We start from the raw sequence: 19,731 nt of genomic DNA, 5'->3' as shown, positions 1-19,731 counted from the left end.
GAATAAATGATTATTGAGATATTTCGTTCTGCAGCTGGCTGAATTTTATGATAATTCTTATAAGAGATAGTGGGTTATGATTGGATTGATTAGCGGACAAGTGCAGTATTTGATGGCACCGACTGCCTGTGTCATGACCACCTCTGGTGTCGGCTATGATATTGAGCTACCGCTACCGTCATTTTGCCAGTTGCGTCTCAACGAGCAGGCGAGCATTTGGACGCATTTTCATGTGCGTGAAGATGCGCAGCTGCTTTATGGTTTTATCGATCGTAAAGAGCGCGATGTCTTTCGTCAATTGATTAAAATAAATGGCGTTGGCGCAAAAATGGCATTAGCCATGCTATCGGCAATGTCAGCTGCTGAGCTAAAAATGCACGTCGAGCAAGAGTCAGAGACGGCATTAACCCGTATCCCGGGTATTGGTAAAAAGACAGCACAGCGCCTATTGATTGAGCTAAAAGATAAGCTGAAAAATATTGAAGTCGATAGCGGTCATTTAGAGTTTGCTATGCAACCTGCTGAGGTGTCTCACGAGGGCAACATCATCGCTGAGGTTGAAGGCGCTTTGATCAGTCTTGGCTATAAAGAAAGAGAAGCTCAGCAAGCGATTAAAGCTGCTAAAAGTAATGGCGATACCTTTGCCGATACCCAAGGTTTGCTAAAAGCCACGTTGCAACAGCTCTCTGGCTTTTAATCATTCGACTTACGAGTAGCAACAACATCTCTTAATATTAAACAGATAAGCGACATTCATTGTCGCTTATTTTTGTTTTAGACTGTGTTTTATTGACTCTCTGCTTTATGATGTTTTGCATGACTTATGCGTAGCGTTTGGTTATGCTATTTATACCTAATTTTTTAATATAATGATAAAACATATGATGCAAGATCGTTTGATTAATCCATTCGAGGGGGCAGGTGATGCGCCTGACTCCAATATTCGACCGGCATTATTGGCTGAATACATTGGTCAGCCGGTGGTGCGTGAGCAGATGGAAGTTTTTATTGGTGCGGCACGTGGTCGTGGTGAGCCATTGGATCATACACTGATTTTTGGTCCACCAGGTTTGGGTAAAACCACGCTTGCCAATATTATTGCTCGTGAGATGGGTGGTAATCTGCGTTCTACCTCAGGGCCAGTGCTTGAGCGTCCAGGTGATTTGGCAGCGATGCTGACCAATTTAGAAGAAGGTGATGTCCTATTTATCGATGAAATCCATCGTTTGAGTTCGGTCATTGAAGAGATACTGTATCCAGCGATGGAAGATTTTCAGCTAGATATTATGATTGGCGAAGGGCCGGCGGCGCGTTCTATCAAGCTTGATTTGCCGCCCTTTACTCTAGTTGCGGCAACCACCCGAGCAGGTCTGCTGACGTCGCCATTGCGTGATCGTTTTGGGATTGTGCAGCGCTTAGAGTTTTACAATATAGCTGACTTGACGACGATTGTGAGTCGTGCCGCCCGCTTGATGCGTGTACCGATGAGTGAAGACGGGGCGGTAGAGATCGCGCGCCGTGCACGTGGGACGCCAAGGATTGCCAATCGTTTACTGCGCCGTGTGCGTGATTATGCTGAAGTGAGAGGCGACGGTAGTATCAATGGTGCGATTGCGGGTAGTGCACTCGATATGCTGGCCGTTGATAGACGTGGTCTTGACCATCTGGACAGACGTTATATTGAGATATTACACGAGCGTTTTGATGGTGGTCCAGCTGGCGTTGAAGCAGTCGCAGCGGCTATGGCTGAGGATCGCGGTACGCTTGAGGATGTGATTGAGCCATACCTCATTCAGCAAGGTTATGTATTACGTACGGCGCGTGGTCGGGTATTAACGCAGATGGCGATTGATCAAATGCTTTAATAATGAAAACAAAATGCGCCTACTTTTAATTTAAATCATTAAAAGTAGGCGCATTTTTTATGAAGGATATAAAGCTCAAAAATATGCTTAAGCTAGAACCCGCCAAATAACGACAATCATAGCCAATAAATAAAAGATAGGCGCAAACCAACCGACTTGTGTAGCGATGGCAATAAACACGGCAAAACCTGACAGCGCTAGCCAATCACGGCGACGATCATTAAGCATGTCAGCGCGTATCTGCTGTATTTCTCGCAGCTGACTGTCTTGGCGCGACCCTTGTGAGGCAAGGCTTTGTAGACCTTGATCTAGTAGCTTAGGAATATCAGTCGTTGATAATAAAATCTCTGGCAACTGCTGGCGTAAGTGTTGCAAGTTACGCATCGGATCGAGCTGCTCTTTAATCCAGCTACTTAAAATGGGCTTGGCGAGCGACCAGATATCAAGGTCAGGATATAAATCACGACCAAGTCCTTCGACATGCACCAAGGTTTTAAGTAGCAGCATTAATTGCGGCGGAATACTCATATGGTGGCGACGGGCGATATCTAAAATCTGCATTAACACACCAGCAAAGTCGATATCATTAATAGATTTTTGCAGCATCGGGCCGACAGTACGTTTCATATCGCGCATTAAAGCATGCTTATCGGTATTGGGCGGTATCCAACCAGCACGGCTGACGATATCAACCATCGCCGTAAAGTTGTTATTCATTACCGCCAACAGCATACGCGCGACGATAAGCTGATCGTCTTTTGATAGCGTACCCATTATGGCGCAATCAAGACCAATATAGCGTGGCTCATGACCCAAATCTACCGCTGCCATATCTGCAGTGAGTGTTTTGACTGGCGGCGTTTCTACAAAGACATTACCCGGATGCATATCGGCATGAAAAAAGTTATCGCGAAATACTTGGGTAAAAAATATCGTTAAGCCTTTCTTTGCCAATGCTGCTCGGTCATAACCAAGCTTATCAAACACCTCAACTTGCGAGATAGGAACGCCTTGGATACGCTCCATCACCATGACGTTTTTGGCCGCATCATAAACTTCAGGCACATACATCAGTGCTGAACCCAAGAAGTTATTACGCATCTGCGTGGTATTGTCCGCCTCTAACGTTAAATCCAATTCATTCAGCATCACTTGGCGATAGTCTTCGACAATATCAACGATATGGATGGCACGCGCCGCTTCGATACGCGCCGATGCCCAATTGGCAAGCTCACGCAGTAGCTCAAAGTCAGAGATAATGGTAGTACGAATATCAGGACGAACCACCTTTACCACTACTTCACGACCATCATGTAGAGCCGCCGTATGTACTTGAGCGATAGAAGCTGCTGCTAACGGCTTAACATCAAAGCGGGCAAATAGCGTGGCGATAGATTGACCCAAACCATTTTTTGGGTCTTGAATTTGGGCAATAGCAACGTCCGAGTCGAAAGGCTTGACTTTGTCTTGTAGCTGCACCAATTGCTCGATAATCTCAGGCGGCACCAAATCGCGGCGCGTCGAAAGCAGTTGACCCAGTTTTAAAAATAACGTACCCATGTCTTCAAGCGCATACTTAATCGCATTGGGTTGATGTTTTTTACCCCACGCTGCCGGATGCAAGCGAATTAAACGCGCCAAAGGTTGCAACTGCGGTGCTTCTTCAACTGAAAAATGAGTATCAATACGGTAGCTGGCAGCGATACGCCAAAGCTCAAGCAGTCGAGCGTGGTGAGATAATAACATGGGCAAGATTACTCTAAAGAAAGTCAAAAATAGGGTGGGCGCTGTGTTTGTCGATAGATAATGCTGTCAATAATAGGTTTTAGCTATCATCGACGGCATAAATTATTGATGAAACGAGTTGTTGAGGAAACTGGCTTGTTCCTCTTTAATAGCAGCAAGTTTGGCCTCCTCACGCTCAACATCAGCACGCAGCTTCAGTAATTGCTGCTTTAAGTCATTAACTTGGGCGGCTTCCATCGGGTCAGGAGCGACATTACCCGCCACGTCATTGGCCCAGTCGCTGACATCATCAAAAGCGCGTTTGGCACTATGACGCCAGCTGCCTTTGAGTTGTGAGATGAGCAGATGCAACTGACTGGCCATTGGCTTACCGATAAATGGCTCGAGCTGTCCTGCGACATCTGGGTCAAAGCCTGCGACCAGTTGTTTAAGCTGCATGAGCACTTTGTAATCACCCGCGATAGGCAGGTTGCCCTCAGTGCCGCGCATCAGATTCAGCAATTGCGCTGGATTGTCTACGGTAATGGTACAGTCTGGACGACTATGACCGATCCGAGCGCGCTCCATACTGGCTTGTTGGCGCTCGTTCATACGGCCGCTCGTCTCAAACACGCTGTCTGTCGTCACCGGCTCAAAACGCAAACGCTCATGGGTGAATAGAATATCCAAACGAATCTCAGGCATTGCCATATTCAGTCGCAACACTTTGCCAGCAAGCGGTGCCAATCCTGATTTGGTAATCTCATCACTCGCAATGGCTAGGTTAATCAGCTTTTCGGCACCTGCCAAAAGTAAAACAGTCAGCATAAGGCTCTCACATGTTTGGTTGAGCGCCATAAGCCTGGCGCATATTTCAATATTGGCTGTTATGACTATGATCAAACGCCTACCTAATGACGGACGTTTTTACATTATGAAGAAGCTTGTTTGTATAAGCAGCTTTTAAAACTACGCTCTAAAACTATTCTTTTCTAAAACTACGCTTTAAAACCGCGATGCACAGCAACGATACCAGCGGTCAAGTTGTGATAATCACAATTCTCAAAGCCCGCTTGCTGCATCATTTGCTTTAGCGTCTGCTGATCAGGGTGCATACGAATCGATTCAGCCAAGTATTGATAGCTTTCTGCATCATTGGCAATCAGCTTGCCCATCATTGGTAATGCGGTAAATGAGTATAAATCATAGGCTTTTGATAATGGCTCAAACACAGGTTTTGAGAATTCTAAAATCAATAAACGACCGCCCGGTTTCAGTACGCGATACATAGATTTTAACGCAGCGTCTTTGTCCGTGACATTCCGCAGACCAAAGCTGATGGTAAGCAAATCAAAGCTATTGTCATCAAATGGCGCTAATGTTTCAGCATTGGCAAGTACAAAATCGACATTATTGCAGCCAGCATTAATCAAGCGCTCACGACCAACTTCTAACATGGCCGCATTAATATCAGATAACACGACTTTACCGTTGCGACCGACTTCACGACTAAATACTTTGGCCAAATCACCCGTACCACCAGCGATATCGAGTACATGCTGACCCGCACGTACGCCTGACAAGCTAATCGCATAACGTTTCCATAAGCGATGAATACCAAATGACATTAAGTCATTCATAATGTCGTATTTTTTGGCGACTGAGGTAAAGACATCAGCAACGCGCGCTTGCTTTTCTGCTTTATTGACCGTTTTATAACCAAAATGCGTTTGCTCATTACCATCAGTATCAGGCGTATGCGGATTATTGATGTCATCACGCTGGTTAAAAAGTGTTTGTTTGGCAGTTTGTGCTTGCGCTGAAGTGTTGCTTGCGCTGTCATTCAACGTATTATTAGCGTTGGTGGTATGGTTTGGCATAGTCGTTTGTTGACCTTGTGGGGTTCCGGTTGGTAAGTTTTGCACTTGCGTAAAGTCATTACTTTTACTTTTTTTGACGCTAGCATCAATACTCGTATCAGTCGTTGCATTAGGCACAGGACTTTGACGTGCTTTTACTTGAGCGGTGATGTTTTGACTGTGAGTGATGCTGTCTCTGACCAATTTATCTTGCAGCTGACCATTAATCGTGGTGTTGAGCGCTGGCTTTTGGTCAGAGGGAGTAGTGTTATCATTGGTATTATCGGTCATAGCATTATCCTGTTATTCACTTTTATGATTATTTTTTGAGATACTTTTTCGACTATATATTGTGTCTGTTAACGAATTTCACCAGTTAACTGAGTCTCTAATTAGCCCTATAATACACCAAACGCCAAGGGCTTATTGCCATTATCCGTATCATGAACTTCGTCAATAATTTCAAGCTCACGTTCACAAAACGGTTCGATAAAGCTGCTTACGCTTTTAAGGGGTTTCATGGCTTTAAAACCGGTATCGATAAAGTCATACAGTGGTTGAAAGTTGTAGCGATAAGCGGTGCCTTTTGCTAACGCGAACGCTTGTTTGAGCATAAATGAGTTCAAATGCTTGTCAGTGCGGTAGCAAACATCCTTAAGATTGGTAATCTGAATGCGGCGCTTATTCGCTTCATCGACAGTACGATAGGCGGCTAGCATATTGTCTTCGGTAATTGGTAAGTCTTGGGCAAGTAGCCACTGAGCCAAATGTAAATCTAGCTCAATCGCTAGAATTGCTGCTTGGATACCCATACTGCCAGCTTCTAAAGCTGATTCTTTTGCAAGGCGTTCAAGCTTTTTGGCTTTTGGCAAAATCCGCTCTAACTGCTTGGCCAATAACTTAAACTCATCACCGCCGTATAGTTGCGTCAGAAAATAGTCTGCCATCAGTTGGTTTTTTGGCTGTTCGAATAGTTCACTATGCGTACGTTGGAGTCGCGCTTGTTGCCATACTTGCACTTCATTGAGTTTGGTGTTTAATTCAGCATCTTGATGATGTGGTAGCGCCCAAAAATGTGTGAGGTGCTGTTGTAAATCGGTTAAGGCAGACATAGCAAAAATCCTATATAAAGGTAAAAATTATGTGTAGATTGAGAATGAAGTGGTCAAAGTTATGCTGAGTTTTGATGCCTATTTTGAGCCTTTTTTTATTATTTTATGATCCTATTAAAGCATGCTCTCAAGATTGTGTTCACCTTAAAAGAAAATAAAGCAGAATACAAATGTCAAACTGTTACATAGCAGCGTTATTTACCGAATTGGTCAAATGCTATGATTAAGCAGATGTGCTTTCAATCATAGGACGATGACCATTATGAGCAAAAATGACAATACGACTGAACCCAACGCAGCACAAGCGGTCAGTGCCCAATTTAGTGAGCAAGTGATAGAGGAGCGCTTAACCCCTAATCCACTGAATCAGTTTTCTATGGATAAAGATGCACTACGGTTGGCACTGGTCACCGCTCAATATGCCCTACGAGCAACGCGGCAACAGACGCCGCCAACCCTCAACAAACCAACAGGGCTTTTGGTGTTGGTCAATGGTATGGAGCAGGCAGGCAAAGGCACTGCTGTGAAGCAATTGCGCCAGTGGGTAGATCCTCGGCTACTCAAGGTTGAGGCAACCATCGGTGATTGTCCCTTAGCGTATCAGCCGATTTGGCAAGCACATACCAAAGCGCTGCCGCGTCATGGCGATGTGATGGTTTATTTTGGTAATTGGTATGCCGATTTGCTCTATAACGTTATGCGTATGGCAACATCAGACCATGATGATAAACCATCGAAAAATCAAAAACCAGAAGGTACCAAGTCTGACAATGACAAATCTGACAATGAAAAGGCGTTACCGATTGCGCAATGGCAAGCGTATCTACAGCAGCAACTTATTAAGCTGCAAGCGTTCGAACAAGATTTAGCCGCCAATCAAACCCGACTGCTTAAATGTTGGTTCCATGTCAATATCGAAACGTTACAAGAGCGATTAAATGACGCTGAAGCCGACCCGCAGTTTTTGTATCAAATTGATTGGAATAGTACAGAGATAGTTGCGCAGTTTAATGAGGTAGCCGCGACACTGCTCCGCCAGCAAGATGATTGGATCATTATTGATGGTGATGATAAGTCAGATGCCGCCGATCGCTTCTGTCATGAAGTACTACAAGCGATGCAAACCGCGCTAGTAAGCAGCAAAATAAATACGGCAACAACCTCAGAGACTGACAAGCAAGCTCAGCAAGCAATTAAATCAGCGAAATTTAAACCTGTAAAAATCCCTAAATTTTTAGAAGACATCGATGATGCCGATATCGATAAGTCTGACTACCGTGATGCGTTGGCAGAAAAACAAGCACGTCTTGCTGAGTTGCTACGTGCGCGCAAAGGTCGGCATATCGTTTTCGCCTTTGAAGGGATGGACGCTGCTGGTAAAGGCGGGGCGATCAAAAGATTGGTGGCACCCCTCGACCCACGCGAGTATCAAATTTATAATATCGGCGCGCCAATGCTGTATGAGTTACAACACCCTTATCTATGGCGATTTTGGACCAAACTGCCAAACGAGCAAACGGATCGTATTAGTCGTATCGCCATCTTTGATCGTACTTGGTATGGTCGCGTCTTGGTTGAGCGTATTGAAGGATTTGCCACAGATGATGAATGGCAGCGTGCATATGATGAAATTAATCGCTTCGAGGCGGACTTGGCCACCGCAGGGACGTTGGTCATCAAATACTGGTTGGCTATTGATAAAAAAGAACAGCTTAAGCGTTTTGAAGCGCGTGAAGAGACGCCGCATAAGCAGTTTAAATTAACCGATGATGATTGGCGTAATCGCGATAAGTGGTCAGATTATGTGCAATCTGCGGCTGATATGCTGGCACATACCGACACAGCGTATGCACCTTGGTGCGTCATCGCCACCAATGAGAAGCGTCAGGCGCGTTTGGATGTGTTAGATCACGCTATTAAACAGCTGTTCGCGCTCTCAGACAGTTAACGGTTATAACCAGCCATAGTAAGGTTGGTTATTTCTCAAATGCCTAATAATATATAACTAAATAAAGAGGTTAGCAGGTTCGCACACTAGCAGTTACAAATCTTGCAATATCATCATGCATTATGTGCCTAGATTTAATATAATAGGCACGTAATGATTTCTGCCTTCTACTAAATGAGATGTGTGGACAAAGCATTCGTTTTATTTAATATAAATATTTTAAATATTTTGATGAAGTCGATTACAATGGAAGCTATAAGCCGCAAGATGCTTTAATCAAATGATTTGGCATTATCACTTGCGGCTTTGTGACATGTTGAATGATGTATCTATGGTCCTGGATATTGCATGGTACTGACGCCCTGTATTAATGATAGCTAAATTAATGATAGCTAAGGGTTAAGGTAAATACGTGCGCTAGGGCAGTAGATCGAAGCTGTAATTTGACCAGCACATTGCGCATACGCTCTTAAGTTTTGCATACTGGAAACGGTATCATTATTGGCGTCGCAATGTTAATAACCGCAGATAATTTCAATCACCTTACGCAGGGCGTATCAACGTATGGGTATTACCAACAGTTCTACTGAGCCAGCCAAATCAGTTGGCTCTATGAGAATAAATCTATTTTTTGGCATTTTACTGATTGCGATGACCGCCTACTTTTTGTGGTGGGGTCTAGATTACACCATGCGTCAGCAGACGACGCTATTTATCGTAGCTACCGCTTTTGGTGTCTTTATGGCATTCAATATTGGTGGTAACGATGTCGCCAACTCCTTTGGTACCTCGGTGGGTGCGGGGACGTTGACCATTCCACAAGCGCTGGGTATCGCAGCGATATTTGAAGTGTCTGGAGCTGTGCTGGCAGGTGGTGAAGTCACCGATACCATTCGCAGCGGCATTGTCGATCTGGATGGTCTTTCAGTAACGCCTAACCAGTTCATCTATGTCATGCTGTCAGCGCTTATCGCTGCCGCATTTTGGCTGTTGTTTGCCACCAAAAAAGGGTTACCCGTTTCGACCACTCACGCCATTATCGGCGGTGTTGTTGGTAGCTCCATTGTATTGGGTATCACGTTAGGTGGTACCGAAATGGCATTATCAACCGTGAATTGGGGAACGATTGGAACGATTGCGATCTCTTGGGTAATATCACCGCTACTAGGCGGCGTTTTCTCCTACCTTTTATATGGACAGATTAAGAAAAATATCATTGAGTATAATGATAAAACAGAGGCGCACATCGCGACTTTGAAAGGCAATAAGAAAACCTTAAAACAAAATCATAAAGAGTTTTTAGAGGCGCTCTCAGAGTCGGAACAACTGGCTTATACCTCAGCGATGTTGCGTGATCAAGAAATCTATAAAGATGATGATTGTGACGTTGAAGATTTAGAGACTGACTATTACAAACAGCTTTATGAAATTGAGAACGAGCGCAGCAACCTTGATACCCTAAAAGCTTTGAAACAATGGGTACCTATCATTGCTGCTGCAGGCGGGGCAGTCATGGCCTCTTTGGTCATCTTTAAGGGTCTAAAGAATGTCAATAATGGCATGACGACGCTGCAAGGCTTCTTAATCATGGGTATGATAGCGGCGCTGGTGTGGCTTGCGACCTATATATATACCAAGAGTATCCGTGGTAAGCATAAAGAGGATTTGACCAAGGCGACGTTTATTATGTTTAGCTGGATGCAAGTCTTTACGGCATCGGCCTTTGCCTTTAGTCATGGCTCAAACGATATTGCCAACGCCGTCGGTCCTTTTGCGGCCATTATGGATGTTATCCGCACCAATAGTATTGCTACCGAAGCGGCAGTACCACCTGCGGTAATGTTGACCTTTGGTGTGGCGCTTATTGTTGGTCTTTGGTTTATCGGTAAAGAGGTTATTCAAACCGTCGGTACCAATTTGGCAAAAATGCATCCTGCTTCTGGTTTTTCAGCTGAACTGGCTGCTGCTGCTGTCGTTATGGGTGCGTCAACCATGGGGCTACCAGTTTCTAGTACGCATACCTTAGTTGGGGCAGTACTTGGCATCGGTGTCGTGAATAGAGACACCAATTGGGCATTAATGAAGCCCATTGGTTTGGCATGGATTATCACCTTACCAGCCGCTGCTTCAATGTCAGCCTTGAGCTTTGTCATTTTGATGTACGTTTTCTAAAATAGAAACGTCATAGCTTAGATTTTACTCATAAAGTAACAACAAAAAAACGCTTATCGACATCATGCCGATAAGCGTTTTTTTGTACCTTTCTAATCTTTCTAATAGTTATTGACTCTTTAATCCGTACCAAATTGCTTACGTTTTTTGGCAAAGAAGCGATCTAAGCGATCCATGGCATCTTCTAAGTCGTGCAAATTAGGCAAAAATACCAGACGGAAATGATCGGGGGTGTCCCAGTTAAAGCCAGTACCTTGAACCATTAAGACATTTTCTTCAACCAATAAGTCCATCATAAACTCCATATCATCTTTGATAGGATAAATCTCAGGATCCATTTTAGGAAAGCAATAGAACGCGCCTTGCGGCATAGTGCAAGAGATGCCTTTAATCGCATTAAGTCGTGACACCGCCATTTCGCGCTGCTTATAGAGACGGCCTTTTTTTGAGGTCAGATCTTTCATACTCTGATAGCCGCCCATCGCTGTCTGAATCGCATACTGCCCTTGGACATTAGAGCATAGGCGCATAGACGCCAGCATGTCTAACCCTTCGATGAAGTCTGCCGCGTGGTGTTTTTTACCAGAAACCATCATCCAGCCAGCACGAAATCCTGCGATACGGTGCGATTTTGATAAGCCATTATATGATAAGACCAGCACCTCGTCCGTCAGGGTGCTTACTGGGGTGTGTACCATATCATCATAAAGAATACGGTCGTAAATCTCGTCGGCCATGATGATTAAGTCATGCTCTTTAGCGACTTGGATAATTTGTTTCAGCAGGTCATCACTATAAAGTGAACCCGTTGGGTTATTGGGATTAATAACCACAATGCCCTTGGTCTTGCTCGTAATCTTAGACTTAATGTCTTCAATGTCAGGGTGCCAGTTATCTTCTTCATTACAGCGATAATGTACCGCTGTGCCACCAGCCAAGTTCGCCGCCGCTGTCCAAAGCGGGTAGTCTGGCATCGGGATAAGCACTTCATCACCGTCGTTCATTAACGCCTGCATAGTCATCACAATCAGCTCAGAAACCCCATTGCCCAAATAGACATCACGAACATCGACTGCTGATAGTAATCCCTTTGCTTGATAGTACTGCAAGACAGCTTTACGAGCAGAAAAAATCCCTTGCGAGTCGGAATACCCTGTCGCGTCTGGCAAATTCATGGCCACATCGCGCAAAATCTCATGCGGTGCTTCCAGACCAAAAGGCGCTGGATTACCGACGTTTAGCTTTAGTATGCGCTTGCCTTCGGCTTCCATTTTATTGGCTGTTTGTAGTAGGGGACCACGAATGTCATAACAGACGTTTTGCAATTTATCGGATTTTTTTATTGGATTCATAGAGTGACCACTCATAGGGTTGTTTTGTGAGTTTTTACGGGCATTAGGGGTTGTTGTATCAGTTTGGACATTGTCACGAACATCAAGCCTCTCGTCCTTGGTGTGAACACGATTAGGTGAGTCTGCATCAGTGGCTGTCTCATGAGGCAACTCACCGCGCAACAGATACCCTTCGCTGCAGCCCAGTATTCGTGCCAATGTTGGTAGCTTAGACGACACAATACCGTTGGTACCACGCTCCCAGTTCGAGATAGCACCGCGACTGACCTTTGCACCCGCTGCTGTCATAGCTTGTGACAATTGCTCAGCAGTGAGTCCCTTGTCGCGGCGTAGCTGTACCAACCGTTCGGCTTGTGTGCCTTTGCTCTTATCATCAGCCATAATCATCTAAGCCTTTATTAATCGATTTGTCATAAAGAGTAAAAGTAAGAAGTTGGTTAAATTTAGTGTTATCGAATGAACTTCTACTTAATCCAAAACCACTTAATCCAGTGCTAATGCAAGATATTATTGCATAAGGTAGGCTGATGCAAGTATTTTTTAATACACGAATGCAAGAATAACTTGCATTAATCGTTTGATAATGCTCCATCCTCACTACTCATGGGCGTTAGCATAAATTTACCAGTAAAATTTTAATAAAATAATTGTGTATAACGTTGGTAAAAATAGACAGCTGCTACCGATGTGATTAAAGTGGCTGATTACAGCATCATTGTCTGTGACGCTATACAAGGTCTATGATGGGATAGATAGTTATTACTCATCTCTATCAAGCTTGTCATCATATACCCCTTGAATATCATGCTGACTAGCAGCAGATAAAGGCTATCGTTATCCTAATAAGGTGATGATAAATCCCTAGTAATCGATTATATAATACAATCAGCTTAAGGTGATTTGGCTACAAAGCAGACAAGTAGAACTACGACAAATAGTAGACTAAGCGAGCTTTAACCGTAGCCGATTTATATAAGACTGACTATACATACTCAAGTAAGGATCAATCATGCAAGACAATCAACTTAGCAAAGAAGAAATCAGCCAACTGACCGAAGCAGATTGGAAAGAGCGCCTTAGTGCTGATGAATATCATGTAATGCGTGAAAAGGGTACAGAGCGTCCATTTACTGGCGTTTATAATGATGCAACTGATGACGGTGTTTACCGCTGTAAAGGTTGCGGCGCCAGCTTATTCGATTCTGCTAGTAAGTTTGATGCCAGTTGCGGTTGGCCGAGTTTTGACCAAGGCATCGATAACAGTGCTATCGAAGAGCATGTGGATAATTCGCTGGGCATGACTCGAACAGAAGTCACCTGTAGCAACTGCGGTGCACATTTGGGCCACGTATTCCCAGATGGGCCAAGTGAGACGACAGGTATGCGCTATTGCATCAATTCAGTCTCTATTGATTTAGACAAATCTGAAAAGTAGTTTCAGATATAACCAGTAGATTATTTTTCTCTAAAGGTATAAAAAGGAAGCACGTGTTGCTTCCTTTTTAATTATTGGCGCTGTATATTAATATTATTAAAAAGGCAGGCGCACCCAAAAATATCAAAAAAATCAATCAATTTAAGGATAGATGATGAGTACTGTTTACGACTTTACTGCAGAGCGTATGGACGGCAGCCCGCAAGCCTTTTCTGACTATCAAGACAAGGTGTTATTGATTGTCAATACTGCGAGCAAATGCGGCTTTACCCCGCAGTTTGAGGGGTTAGAGGCGCTACATGAACAATATAAAGATAAAGGTTTGGTCGTTGTGGGCTTCCCTTGCAATCAATTCGGTAGCCAAGACCCTGGTAGTAATGAAGAGATCGGGGCGTTTTGTCAAAAGAATTACGGCGTAAGCTTTCCAATGATGGCAAAGGTCGACGTCAACGGCAAAGATGCTCATCCTATTTTTGATTGGCTTAAAGAACAAAAAGGCGGCTTACTGACAGACGGTATTAAGTGGAATTTCACCAAGTTCTTAGTTGGTAGTGATGGTCAGGTGATCGATCGTTATGCGCCAACGACCAAACCTGAAGCCATGACCGCTGATATTGAAAAAGCTTTGGCCAAATAATCCGTTATTTCTTAATAAAATAAAAGAATATTGGCTTTATCGTTAAATATAAAGCCAATAAAAACATGGGCTTGTCATTATGCTTATAAAATCGTTAAAAAATAGCGAATAAAAAGGCAAATAATATTTGACAGGCAGGTGTAAATCTATATAATACACACCCACAGCAAGGGGCTTTAATTAAGTTCTATGTTGTTGAAATTATCGTCAAGATATTTCAGTATTAACTAGAGAGTGACTACTTTAGTTAATCAAAGCTTTAGAAAATTCTATTTAAAGAATTTTCTCTTGCGGATAAATACCTACTTTATGTAGGTGCTGAGTTTTTAGAATTTACGACAATGTAAATTCTCTTGCGCTCGGACGAAGCAGTGCTTCGTTATATCCTCGCTCAGGGTGATTAGCTCAGTTGGTAGAGCGTCTGCCTTACACGCAGAATGTCGGCGGTTCGAATCCGTCATCACCCACCACTCTTTTTAGCGAGTGTCTCTGTAATAAGAGAAGATGCTAAAAACGACCTAAGCAGCGGTAGTTCAGTTGGTTAGAATACCGGCCTGTCACGCCGGGGGTCGCGGGTTCGAGTCCCGTCCGCTGCGCCATATTTAAAACTTAGTTTTAATACAAAAGTTTCAACCTCAAACATTAGATTGTTTGAGGTTTTTTTGTGTCTGAATTCTGATGTAAGTATCTGGTTTAGACGCAAAACGGCATAGCTATTATTAACGAGGACGTATTGATCACTATTTTAAAATAATGGTTCAATTCTTTTTAGCGAAAATTTCTATCTTATTAACGAGTAACTTGGGCAGATAATAGTCATTGAGGTGCGCTTTTGGATATTGCTCGTTGATCCAAGTGACGTAATTATCAGCAGTCAACTGTCCTTGATATATCAGATACAAAGCGTGCAGGGCGACGCTACGGGATAATCCCATCACGCATTGGAAGTTAATCAGTACCATATTGTCAGGCAGCTGTTTATGCGTGATATTAGTCGCTATACCAATGTTTGCTAAGGCATCGTTTGCTAAGGTATCTATCTGTTTAAACAGATGAATAAAATCCTGAGCAGCAACCTCTCTTAAAGACTGTAAATCCAACAGTGGAAAATAAAGATATTTAATTTTAATAGCGGTAAATGATAGGTAAGTATTGCAGAGTGATGAGCTGTTATTATTAACGTCTAATTTGTGTACTTCCACCTGAGTATTTAGCGCTTTTTTTAAGCTCAAATTATGGCTATTGGTTTCAACAGCGGAGTCAATCACAATAATTGTCGAAAATTTTGAAAAATACAAATAGTGTCTATTATTCATTTGCGACAAGCCAAATAATTTTGGCGTAGCGATCGCATATATAGAGTCCGCTATTTTATAGTTCGAGCCCATATCAGTATGACTCAATAAGCCAGAATTTGACTGTTTATGTTGAGTGAATTGATAGCGTTGTCCGACATACCACATCAGTCGGTAGCCCAATAATAATGGCGCAAATATCAACCAAGTAGACAGTCGTAAGCGCCCTTGCTTATCCTTTGCAAACCAACGTTTATCACGAGTTTGGTTGGGGTGTTGATACGCACATGCCAAACCCAAAAAACTTAACGCCCAGTACGTGGCGACTACAGAATACAACCCTGCAAAAGTGCCAGAGGCAACGCTTCTATTGAGCATGAATCCTGCTATCGATAGAATTAAAAATCCTGATATCGCCACCACTAAATACTTTAAAACTAAATTATTACGCAGCTTATTGATCATGATCAGTACAAGCGCCGCCAGTAATAAGCCACCGGCAATATCTAAAAGATGATGTTGATAAGTCAGGACGGTGGAGACGATGATGAGACTACAGATACAACAAAGTGCTAGGCGATATAGAGCGGATTTTGAAAGTTGCCATAAAGACGTCCCCAGTAATACAGCATATGCCACATGCAGGGAAGGAAACTGGTTAAAAGGTTTGTCGGTTATATGCAAAAACTGATAGCCATAATGCGCCCAGCCTAATACAGTAGGGCGCTCAAAAGTAAATTTGGCGGGGAATATATAAAAGATAAAACAGGCGAAAAGCGTGGCTAAGATTAATTTTCCTGTTAATAAGGAAAGTTGTGCTGGTGTTTTTACCATAAAAAAGCCGGCACAAAACAGCATGATTGACCAGCTATAAGGCACAATCATCGGTGGGATGAAAGGAATCGCTACATCAATCGGTGTGGCGAGGTTATAAACTTTCTTAGGCCATACAGAGTTAATGCTACTTAATTCAGAAAATTGGATATCATAAAACAGCGCTTGCGCATAGAGATTAGTCAAAGAGTACAGCATAGCAAAGACGCCAAAAGCGCAGGCTAAGGAGATCCATCTAGATATCATGGAAAGAGGTGAATTACTGGTCATAGGGTTTGTCTAATCATTGCCATAATGCAAGTGCTATAAATAGCATAAAACAGCAGATTTTGACACAAAGTAGGTTTAGACTAATCGCAATGTTTGGATATTTTCATGGTTAGATGTGCTCAAAAATTGAAAAAATACGACCGTCACGATGGTAATGAAGGAAAGTAATAATTATGAATCAAATCAGCGAATGGGTACTCAGTATTATGGCAAAGTTTGGCTACTTTGGTATTGTATTTGCCATGTTTGCCGAAAACGTTTTTCCACCTATCCCTTCTGAAGTCATTATGCCAGCAGCTGGTTTCGCCGCGTCGAGAGGTGATTTAAATTTAATCTTAGTCATCCTTGCTGGCACGTTAGGTGCTTCACTTGGTGCGTTACCGTTATATTATTTAGGTCGTATATTCGATAAAGAACGTTTGATCGCGGTTACCGAAAAATATGGTAAATACGTGCTCGTTAAACCTGATGACGTTGCCTCTGCAAATGAGTGGTTCAATAAACATGGTAAAACAGCCGTGTTCTTTGGCCGTATGGTGCCTGGCGTTCGTTCGCTCATTTCTATCCCTGCTGGCATGAACAATATGCCGCTGCTGCCTTTTTTAGCATTGACGGCTTTAGGCTCGAGTATATGGACGGCGGCATTGACGTTGGCGGGATATTATCTCGGACAGAACTATGAGGTCATCGAAGGCGTGTTAGCCCCTTATTCCAAAGGATTTGGCATACTGGTTGTCGTGATTATCATCGGTTGGCTTATTAAGCGCCGTCGGCAACCGTAAATGATGTCCGTTTTATTCGAGACATATTTAGGGCGTGTCCTCAACCTGAACAAAAGCGACTAAATGGGCTAAAAATAGCTAACTCTTGCCAAACTACGTCAAATAGCTAGTCAATATCTCGATATTATCTGCACTATTTTCCTTGTTTGGCTACCATTTATCTTATTTTTATCACCATTTTCAGATTGAGGACACGCTCTAGTAGCCGCTATTTTTATTATATGGTCAAAGCTCAATAGCATCATGTGAGCTATGCTGAAAAAACCGTACACCTAAACTTGGTAAACTAAGCGTATTAATCGGAGTTTATCATGACCAAGAAAATAATAAGCTACAGTGACGAATTTAAAGCCGAGGCCGTCAAGAAGATAGCAGACAATAATGGCAATATCTCAGCGACCGCAAAGCAGCTTGGCATCGCCATGCAGACCTTATCTAATTGGCATAATAAAGCCAATCAAGGCAAGCTTATCGGCACAGAACAATATGATCCTGATCTTATGACGGCTCTTCAGGAAATAAAGCAGCTCAAACGACAGCTTAAAGTAGCCGAAGAGGAACGAGAGATATTAAAAAAGGCGACGGCGTACTTTGCCAATGAGGAACGTTAAGAAACAGTCTAGTAGACTGTTTTAGTGACGCAAGACGTAGGGCTATGCCCGCAGTGACAGTTAGTGAAGTAGGCCTTTATCAAAAACAACGATCTCTTCTTTAGTATCACTACTATGTGTCGTGTACTAAAGGTTAAGCATTCTAGCTACTATTATGACTGGCTGAGTCGTGATATCAGTGAGCAACAGATACACCGTAACCAGTCTGAGCTACTTGTCAGAGCGGCACATAGTGAAACAAAAGCATGTTATGGTGCTGATCGACTGCACGCAAAGCTGATAGAGCAAGGGCACGATATTAGCCTATATATGGTCAGAAGCATTAAAGAAGAACATGAAATCAAATGCCGTCGTCACAAACGCTTTAAAATCACCACTGATTCCAACCATAACAAGCTTGTCTATCCAAACATACTAAATCAGCAATTTGATGCTAAGCATCCTAATGAATCGTGGGTCAGTGATATTACTTATATCTGGACCAATGAGGGTTGGTTGTATTTAGCTGGAGTCAAAGATTTATACACCAAAGAGCTGGTCGGGTATGCTATCAATAAGCGAATGACCGCAGATTTAGTATGTCGTGCACTCAATATGGCAATCAAAAATAAACGTCCAAGCCAAGGATTGATTGTGCACTCTAACAGAGGCAGCCAGTATTGTAGTCATGCCTATCACAAAATCATCAAGTAGCATAATTTCAAAGGCTCAATGAGTGGTAAAGGCAATTGTTTCGACAACGCACCCATAGAAAGCTTTTGGGCCACATTAAAGAATGAGCTAGTGTATCACCAAGACTATAAAACAAGGTTTGTAGCAATCAATGATATCATCGGCTATATCGAGCTGTACTACAACCAAGCGAGGATTCAAAAGAGTTTAGGCTATAAGTCGCCAAGACAGGTGTGGTTTGACTATTATCGTAAAGCTGCTTGATTCAAATCTCCCAAGTTTAACTGTACGGATTTGACGGCAGGGGTCATATCGTCAATTCCTCTCATACCTGTTTGAGGATGAAAGTAGTGGAGCCAATCAGCTGATCGCTAATAAAAAACCACCCGAAGGTGGCTTAAATAATTAATTATACTAAGTCATCTAAATCAGGTAGATTTGATGAATCTTCAACACCGAATGCCATTTGTCCTAATTTCTTAAAGTCGATGTATTGGATTTCAATCAAGTCGGGTAAAAGATTGAGATGTACAAAGATATTCATCTTATCCACATTTTTAATAGACGCATTGTCACTAATCACAAGGGCAGGGACGAAGCCGAACATTTCATCATAGTCAAGTGCGCCAAACTTTTTGACACAACGGTCGAATAGGGGTTTACCGTTATTGTCTTCCATATCTGTATATTTAATCTGTTTAAACCCAAAAAACATAGCTAATTCTTGATTGGATTTTCCATACGCTATTTCTTTTGCATTACCTTTCTTTTGGTATATCCAACCTAGAGTAGGAGTGATTTCAAATGTGAATCCTGATTTTTCACCCCAAACGTATAATTCGCCAAAGCCACTTCGAGCGATCACATAATAGTTATCTTGCCTCATAACCTCATCGCCGAGCCATGTAGTCAGATCTTCTTCGTAGTCAGCTGGATTAACTATCCAAAATAAGCCTTTTTTAAAGCGACAAAACCCTAAACGCTCCCAATAGAATAGTAGTTTATCAGGCAATCTACCACGATAACGATTAAAAATAGCTTGTGCAACTGGCTGACCCCTGCCGTCAAATCCGTACAGTTAAACTTGGGAGATTTTAGTTACGCCGCTTGACGATAATAGTCAAACCACACCTGTCTTGGCGATTTATAGCCTAAACCCTTT

Annotated in this window: 14 protein-coding genes, 2 tRNA genes and 2 pseudogenes; 10 read left to right on the top strand and 8 right to left on the bottom strand. The window is 42.9% G+C overall.

Annotated elements, in window-relative coordinates:
• Positions 1-76: 76 nt before the first annotated feature.
• Positions 77-697 carry a Holliday junction branch migration protein RuvA gene (gene ruvA / locus HQR03_RS08250; protein WP_025652835.1) on the top strand — a complete coding sequence of 207 codons (621 nt, stop codon included), beginning with the start codon at positions 77-79 and terminating at the stop codon, positions 695-697.
• A 187-nt stretch (positions 698-884) separates the two neighbouring features.
• Complete coding sequence (gene ruvB, locus HQR03_RS08245; RefSeq protein WP_025652836.1) at positions 885-1,865, top strand: Holliday junction branch migration DNA helicase RuvB; 981 nt, start codon at positions 885-887, stop codon at positions 1,863-1,865.
• A gap of 87 nt (positions 1,866-1,952) precedes the next feature.
• On the opposite strand, the gene HQR03_RS08240 is transcribed toward ruvB, so the two are convergent.
• The 4 genes from HQR03_RS08240 to HQR03_RS08225 form a co-directional block, all read right to left on the bottom strand.
• Entirely contained in the window at positions 1,953-3,611 is a 1,659-nt protein-coding gene (locus HQR03_RS08240) for an ABC1 kinase family protein (RefSeq protein WP_173239839.1), read from the bottom strand.
• 102 nt (positions 3,612-3,713) lie between these two features.
• A complete protein-coding gene (locus HQR03_RS08235; protein ID WP_173239838.1) occupies positions 3,714-4,418 on the bottom strand; it encodes a ubiquinone biosynthesis accessory factor UbiJ in 705 nt (234 codons plus the stop codon).
• Positions 4,419-4,588: 170 nt separating this feature from the next.
• Positions 4,589-5,740, bottom strand: coding sequence for a bifunctional demethylmenaquinone methyltransferase/2-methoxy-6-polyprenyl-1,4-benzoquinol methylase UbiE (ubiE, locus tag HQR03_RS08230; protein WP_025652841.1), 1,152 nt, complete (start codon positions 5,738-5,740; stop codon positions 4,589-4,591).
• A gap of 107 nt (positions 5,741-5,847) precedes the next feature.
• Entirely contained in the window at positions 5,848-6,561 is a 714-nt protein-coding gene (locus tag HQR03_RS08225; RefSeq protein ID WP_173239837.1) for an FFLEELY motif protein, read from the bottom strand.
• A gap of 262 nt (positions 6,562-6,823) precedes the next feature.
• On the opposite strand from HQR03_RS08225, the gene HQR03_RS08220 reads away from it, so the two are divergent.
• Positions 6,824-8,509: an ATPase gene (locus HQR03_RS08220; protein WP_101211463.1), complete on the top strand. Its 1,686-nt coding sequence runs from the start codon at positions 6,824-6,826 to the stop codon at positions 8,507-8,509.
• A gap of 564 nt (positions 8,510-9,073) precedes the next feature.
• Positions 9,074-10,681 carry an inorganic phosphate transporter gene (locus tag HQR03_RS08215; protein WP_025652844.1) on the top strand — a complete coding sequence of 536 codons (1,608 nt, stop codon included), beginning with the start codon at positions 9,074-9,076 and terminating at the stop codon, positions 10,679-10,681.
• Between the two features lie 119 nt (positions 10,682-10,800).
• On the opposite strand, the gene HQR03_RS08210 is transcribed toward HQR03_RS08215, so the two are convergent.
• Entirely contained in the window at positions 10,801-12,198 is a 1,398-nt protein-coding gene (locus tag HQR03_RS08210) for an aminotransferase class I/II-fold pyridoxal phosphate-dependent enzyme (RefSeq protein ID WP_413771504.1), read from the bottom strand.
• Positions 12,177-12,420, bottom strand: a pseudogene (locus tag HQR03_RS14385) (helix-turn-helix domain-containing protein); the annotation flags it as partial. The pseudogene HQR03_RS14385 and the gene HQR03_RS08210, both read right to left, overlap by 22 nt.
• A 622-nt stretch (positions 12,421-13,042) precedes the next feature.
• Here HQR03_RS14385 and msrB point away from each other — a divergent pair.
• The 4 genes from msrB (at position 13,043) to HQR03_RS08190 (ending at position 14,704) form a co-directional block, all read left to right on the top strand.
• Positions 13,043-13,468, top strand: a complete 426-nt coding sequence (msrB, locus tag HQR03_RS08205) for a peptide-methionine (R)-S-oxide reductase MsrB (RefSeq protein WP_025652846.1) — start codon at positions 13,043-13,045, stop codon at positions 13,466-13,468.
• A gap of 154 nt (positions 13,469-13,622) precedes the next feature.
• Complete coding sequence (locus HQR03_RS08200; RefSeq protein WP_025652847.1) at positions 13,623-14,105, top strand: glutathione peroxidase; 483 nt, start codon at positions 13,623-13,625, stop codon at positions 14,103-14,105.
• 394 nt (positions 14,106-14,499) lie between these two features.
• Positions 14,500-14,575: transfer RNA gene (locus HQR03_RS08195), tRNA-Val, on the top strand.
• 52 nt (positions 14,576-14,627) lie between these two features.
• Positions 14,628-14,704, top strand: a tRNA-Asp gene (locus tag HQR03_RS08190).
• 159 nt (positions 14,705-14,863) lie between these two features.
• Here the strand turns inward: HQR03_RS08190 and HQR03_RS08185 are convergent.
• Positions 14,864-16,432 (bottom strand): phosphatase PAP2 family protein, encoded by a 1,569-nt coding sequence (locus tag HQR03_RS08185; RefSeq protein ID WP_173239836.1) that lies wholly within the window; start codon positions 16,430-16,432, stop codon positions 14,864-14,866.
• A gap of 245 nt (positions 16,433-16,677) precedes the next feature.
• On the opposite strand from HQR03_RS08185, the gene HQR03_RS08180 reads away from it, so the two are divergent.
• Positions 16,678-17,286 (top strand): DedA family protein, encoded by a 609-nt coding sequence (locus HQR03_RS08180; RefSeq protein ID WP_173239835.1) that lies wholly within the window; start codon positions 16,678-16,680, stop codon positions 17,284-17,286.
• 311 nt (positions 17,287-17,597) lie between these two features.
• A pseudogene (locus tag HQR03_RS08175) lies at positions 17,598-18,833 on the top strand (IS3 family transposase).
• Positions 18,834-18,978: 145 nt separating this feature from the next.
• On the opposite strand, the gene HQR03_RS08170 reads toward HQR03_RS08175, so the two are convergent.
• Positions 18,979-19,647 carry a GAD-like domain-containing protein gene (locus tag HQR03_RS08170; RefSeq protein ID WP_272487615.1) on the bottom strand — a complete coding sequence of 223 codons (669 nt, stop codon included), beginning with the start codon at positions 19,645-19,647 and terminating at the stop codon, positions 18,979-18,981.
• Positions 19,648-19,731: the final 84 nt, after the last annotated feature.

The organism is Psychrobacter okhotskensis, from assembly GCF_013248965.1.
Classification (GTDB): domain Bacteria; phylum Pseudomonadota; class Gammaproteobacteria; order Pseudomonadales; family Moraxellaceae; genus Psychrobacter; species Psychrobacter okhotskensis.
Note: the sequence above shows the minus strand (reverse complement) of the source record. Positions and strands in the feature narration are given on the sequence as shown.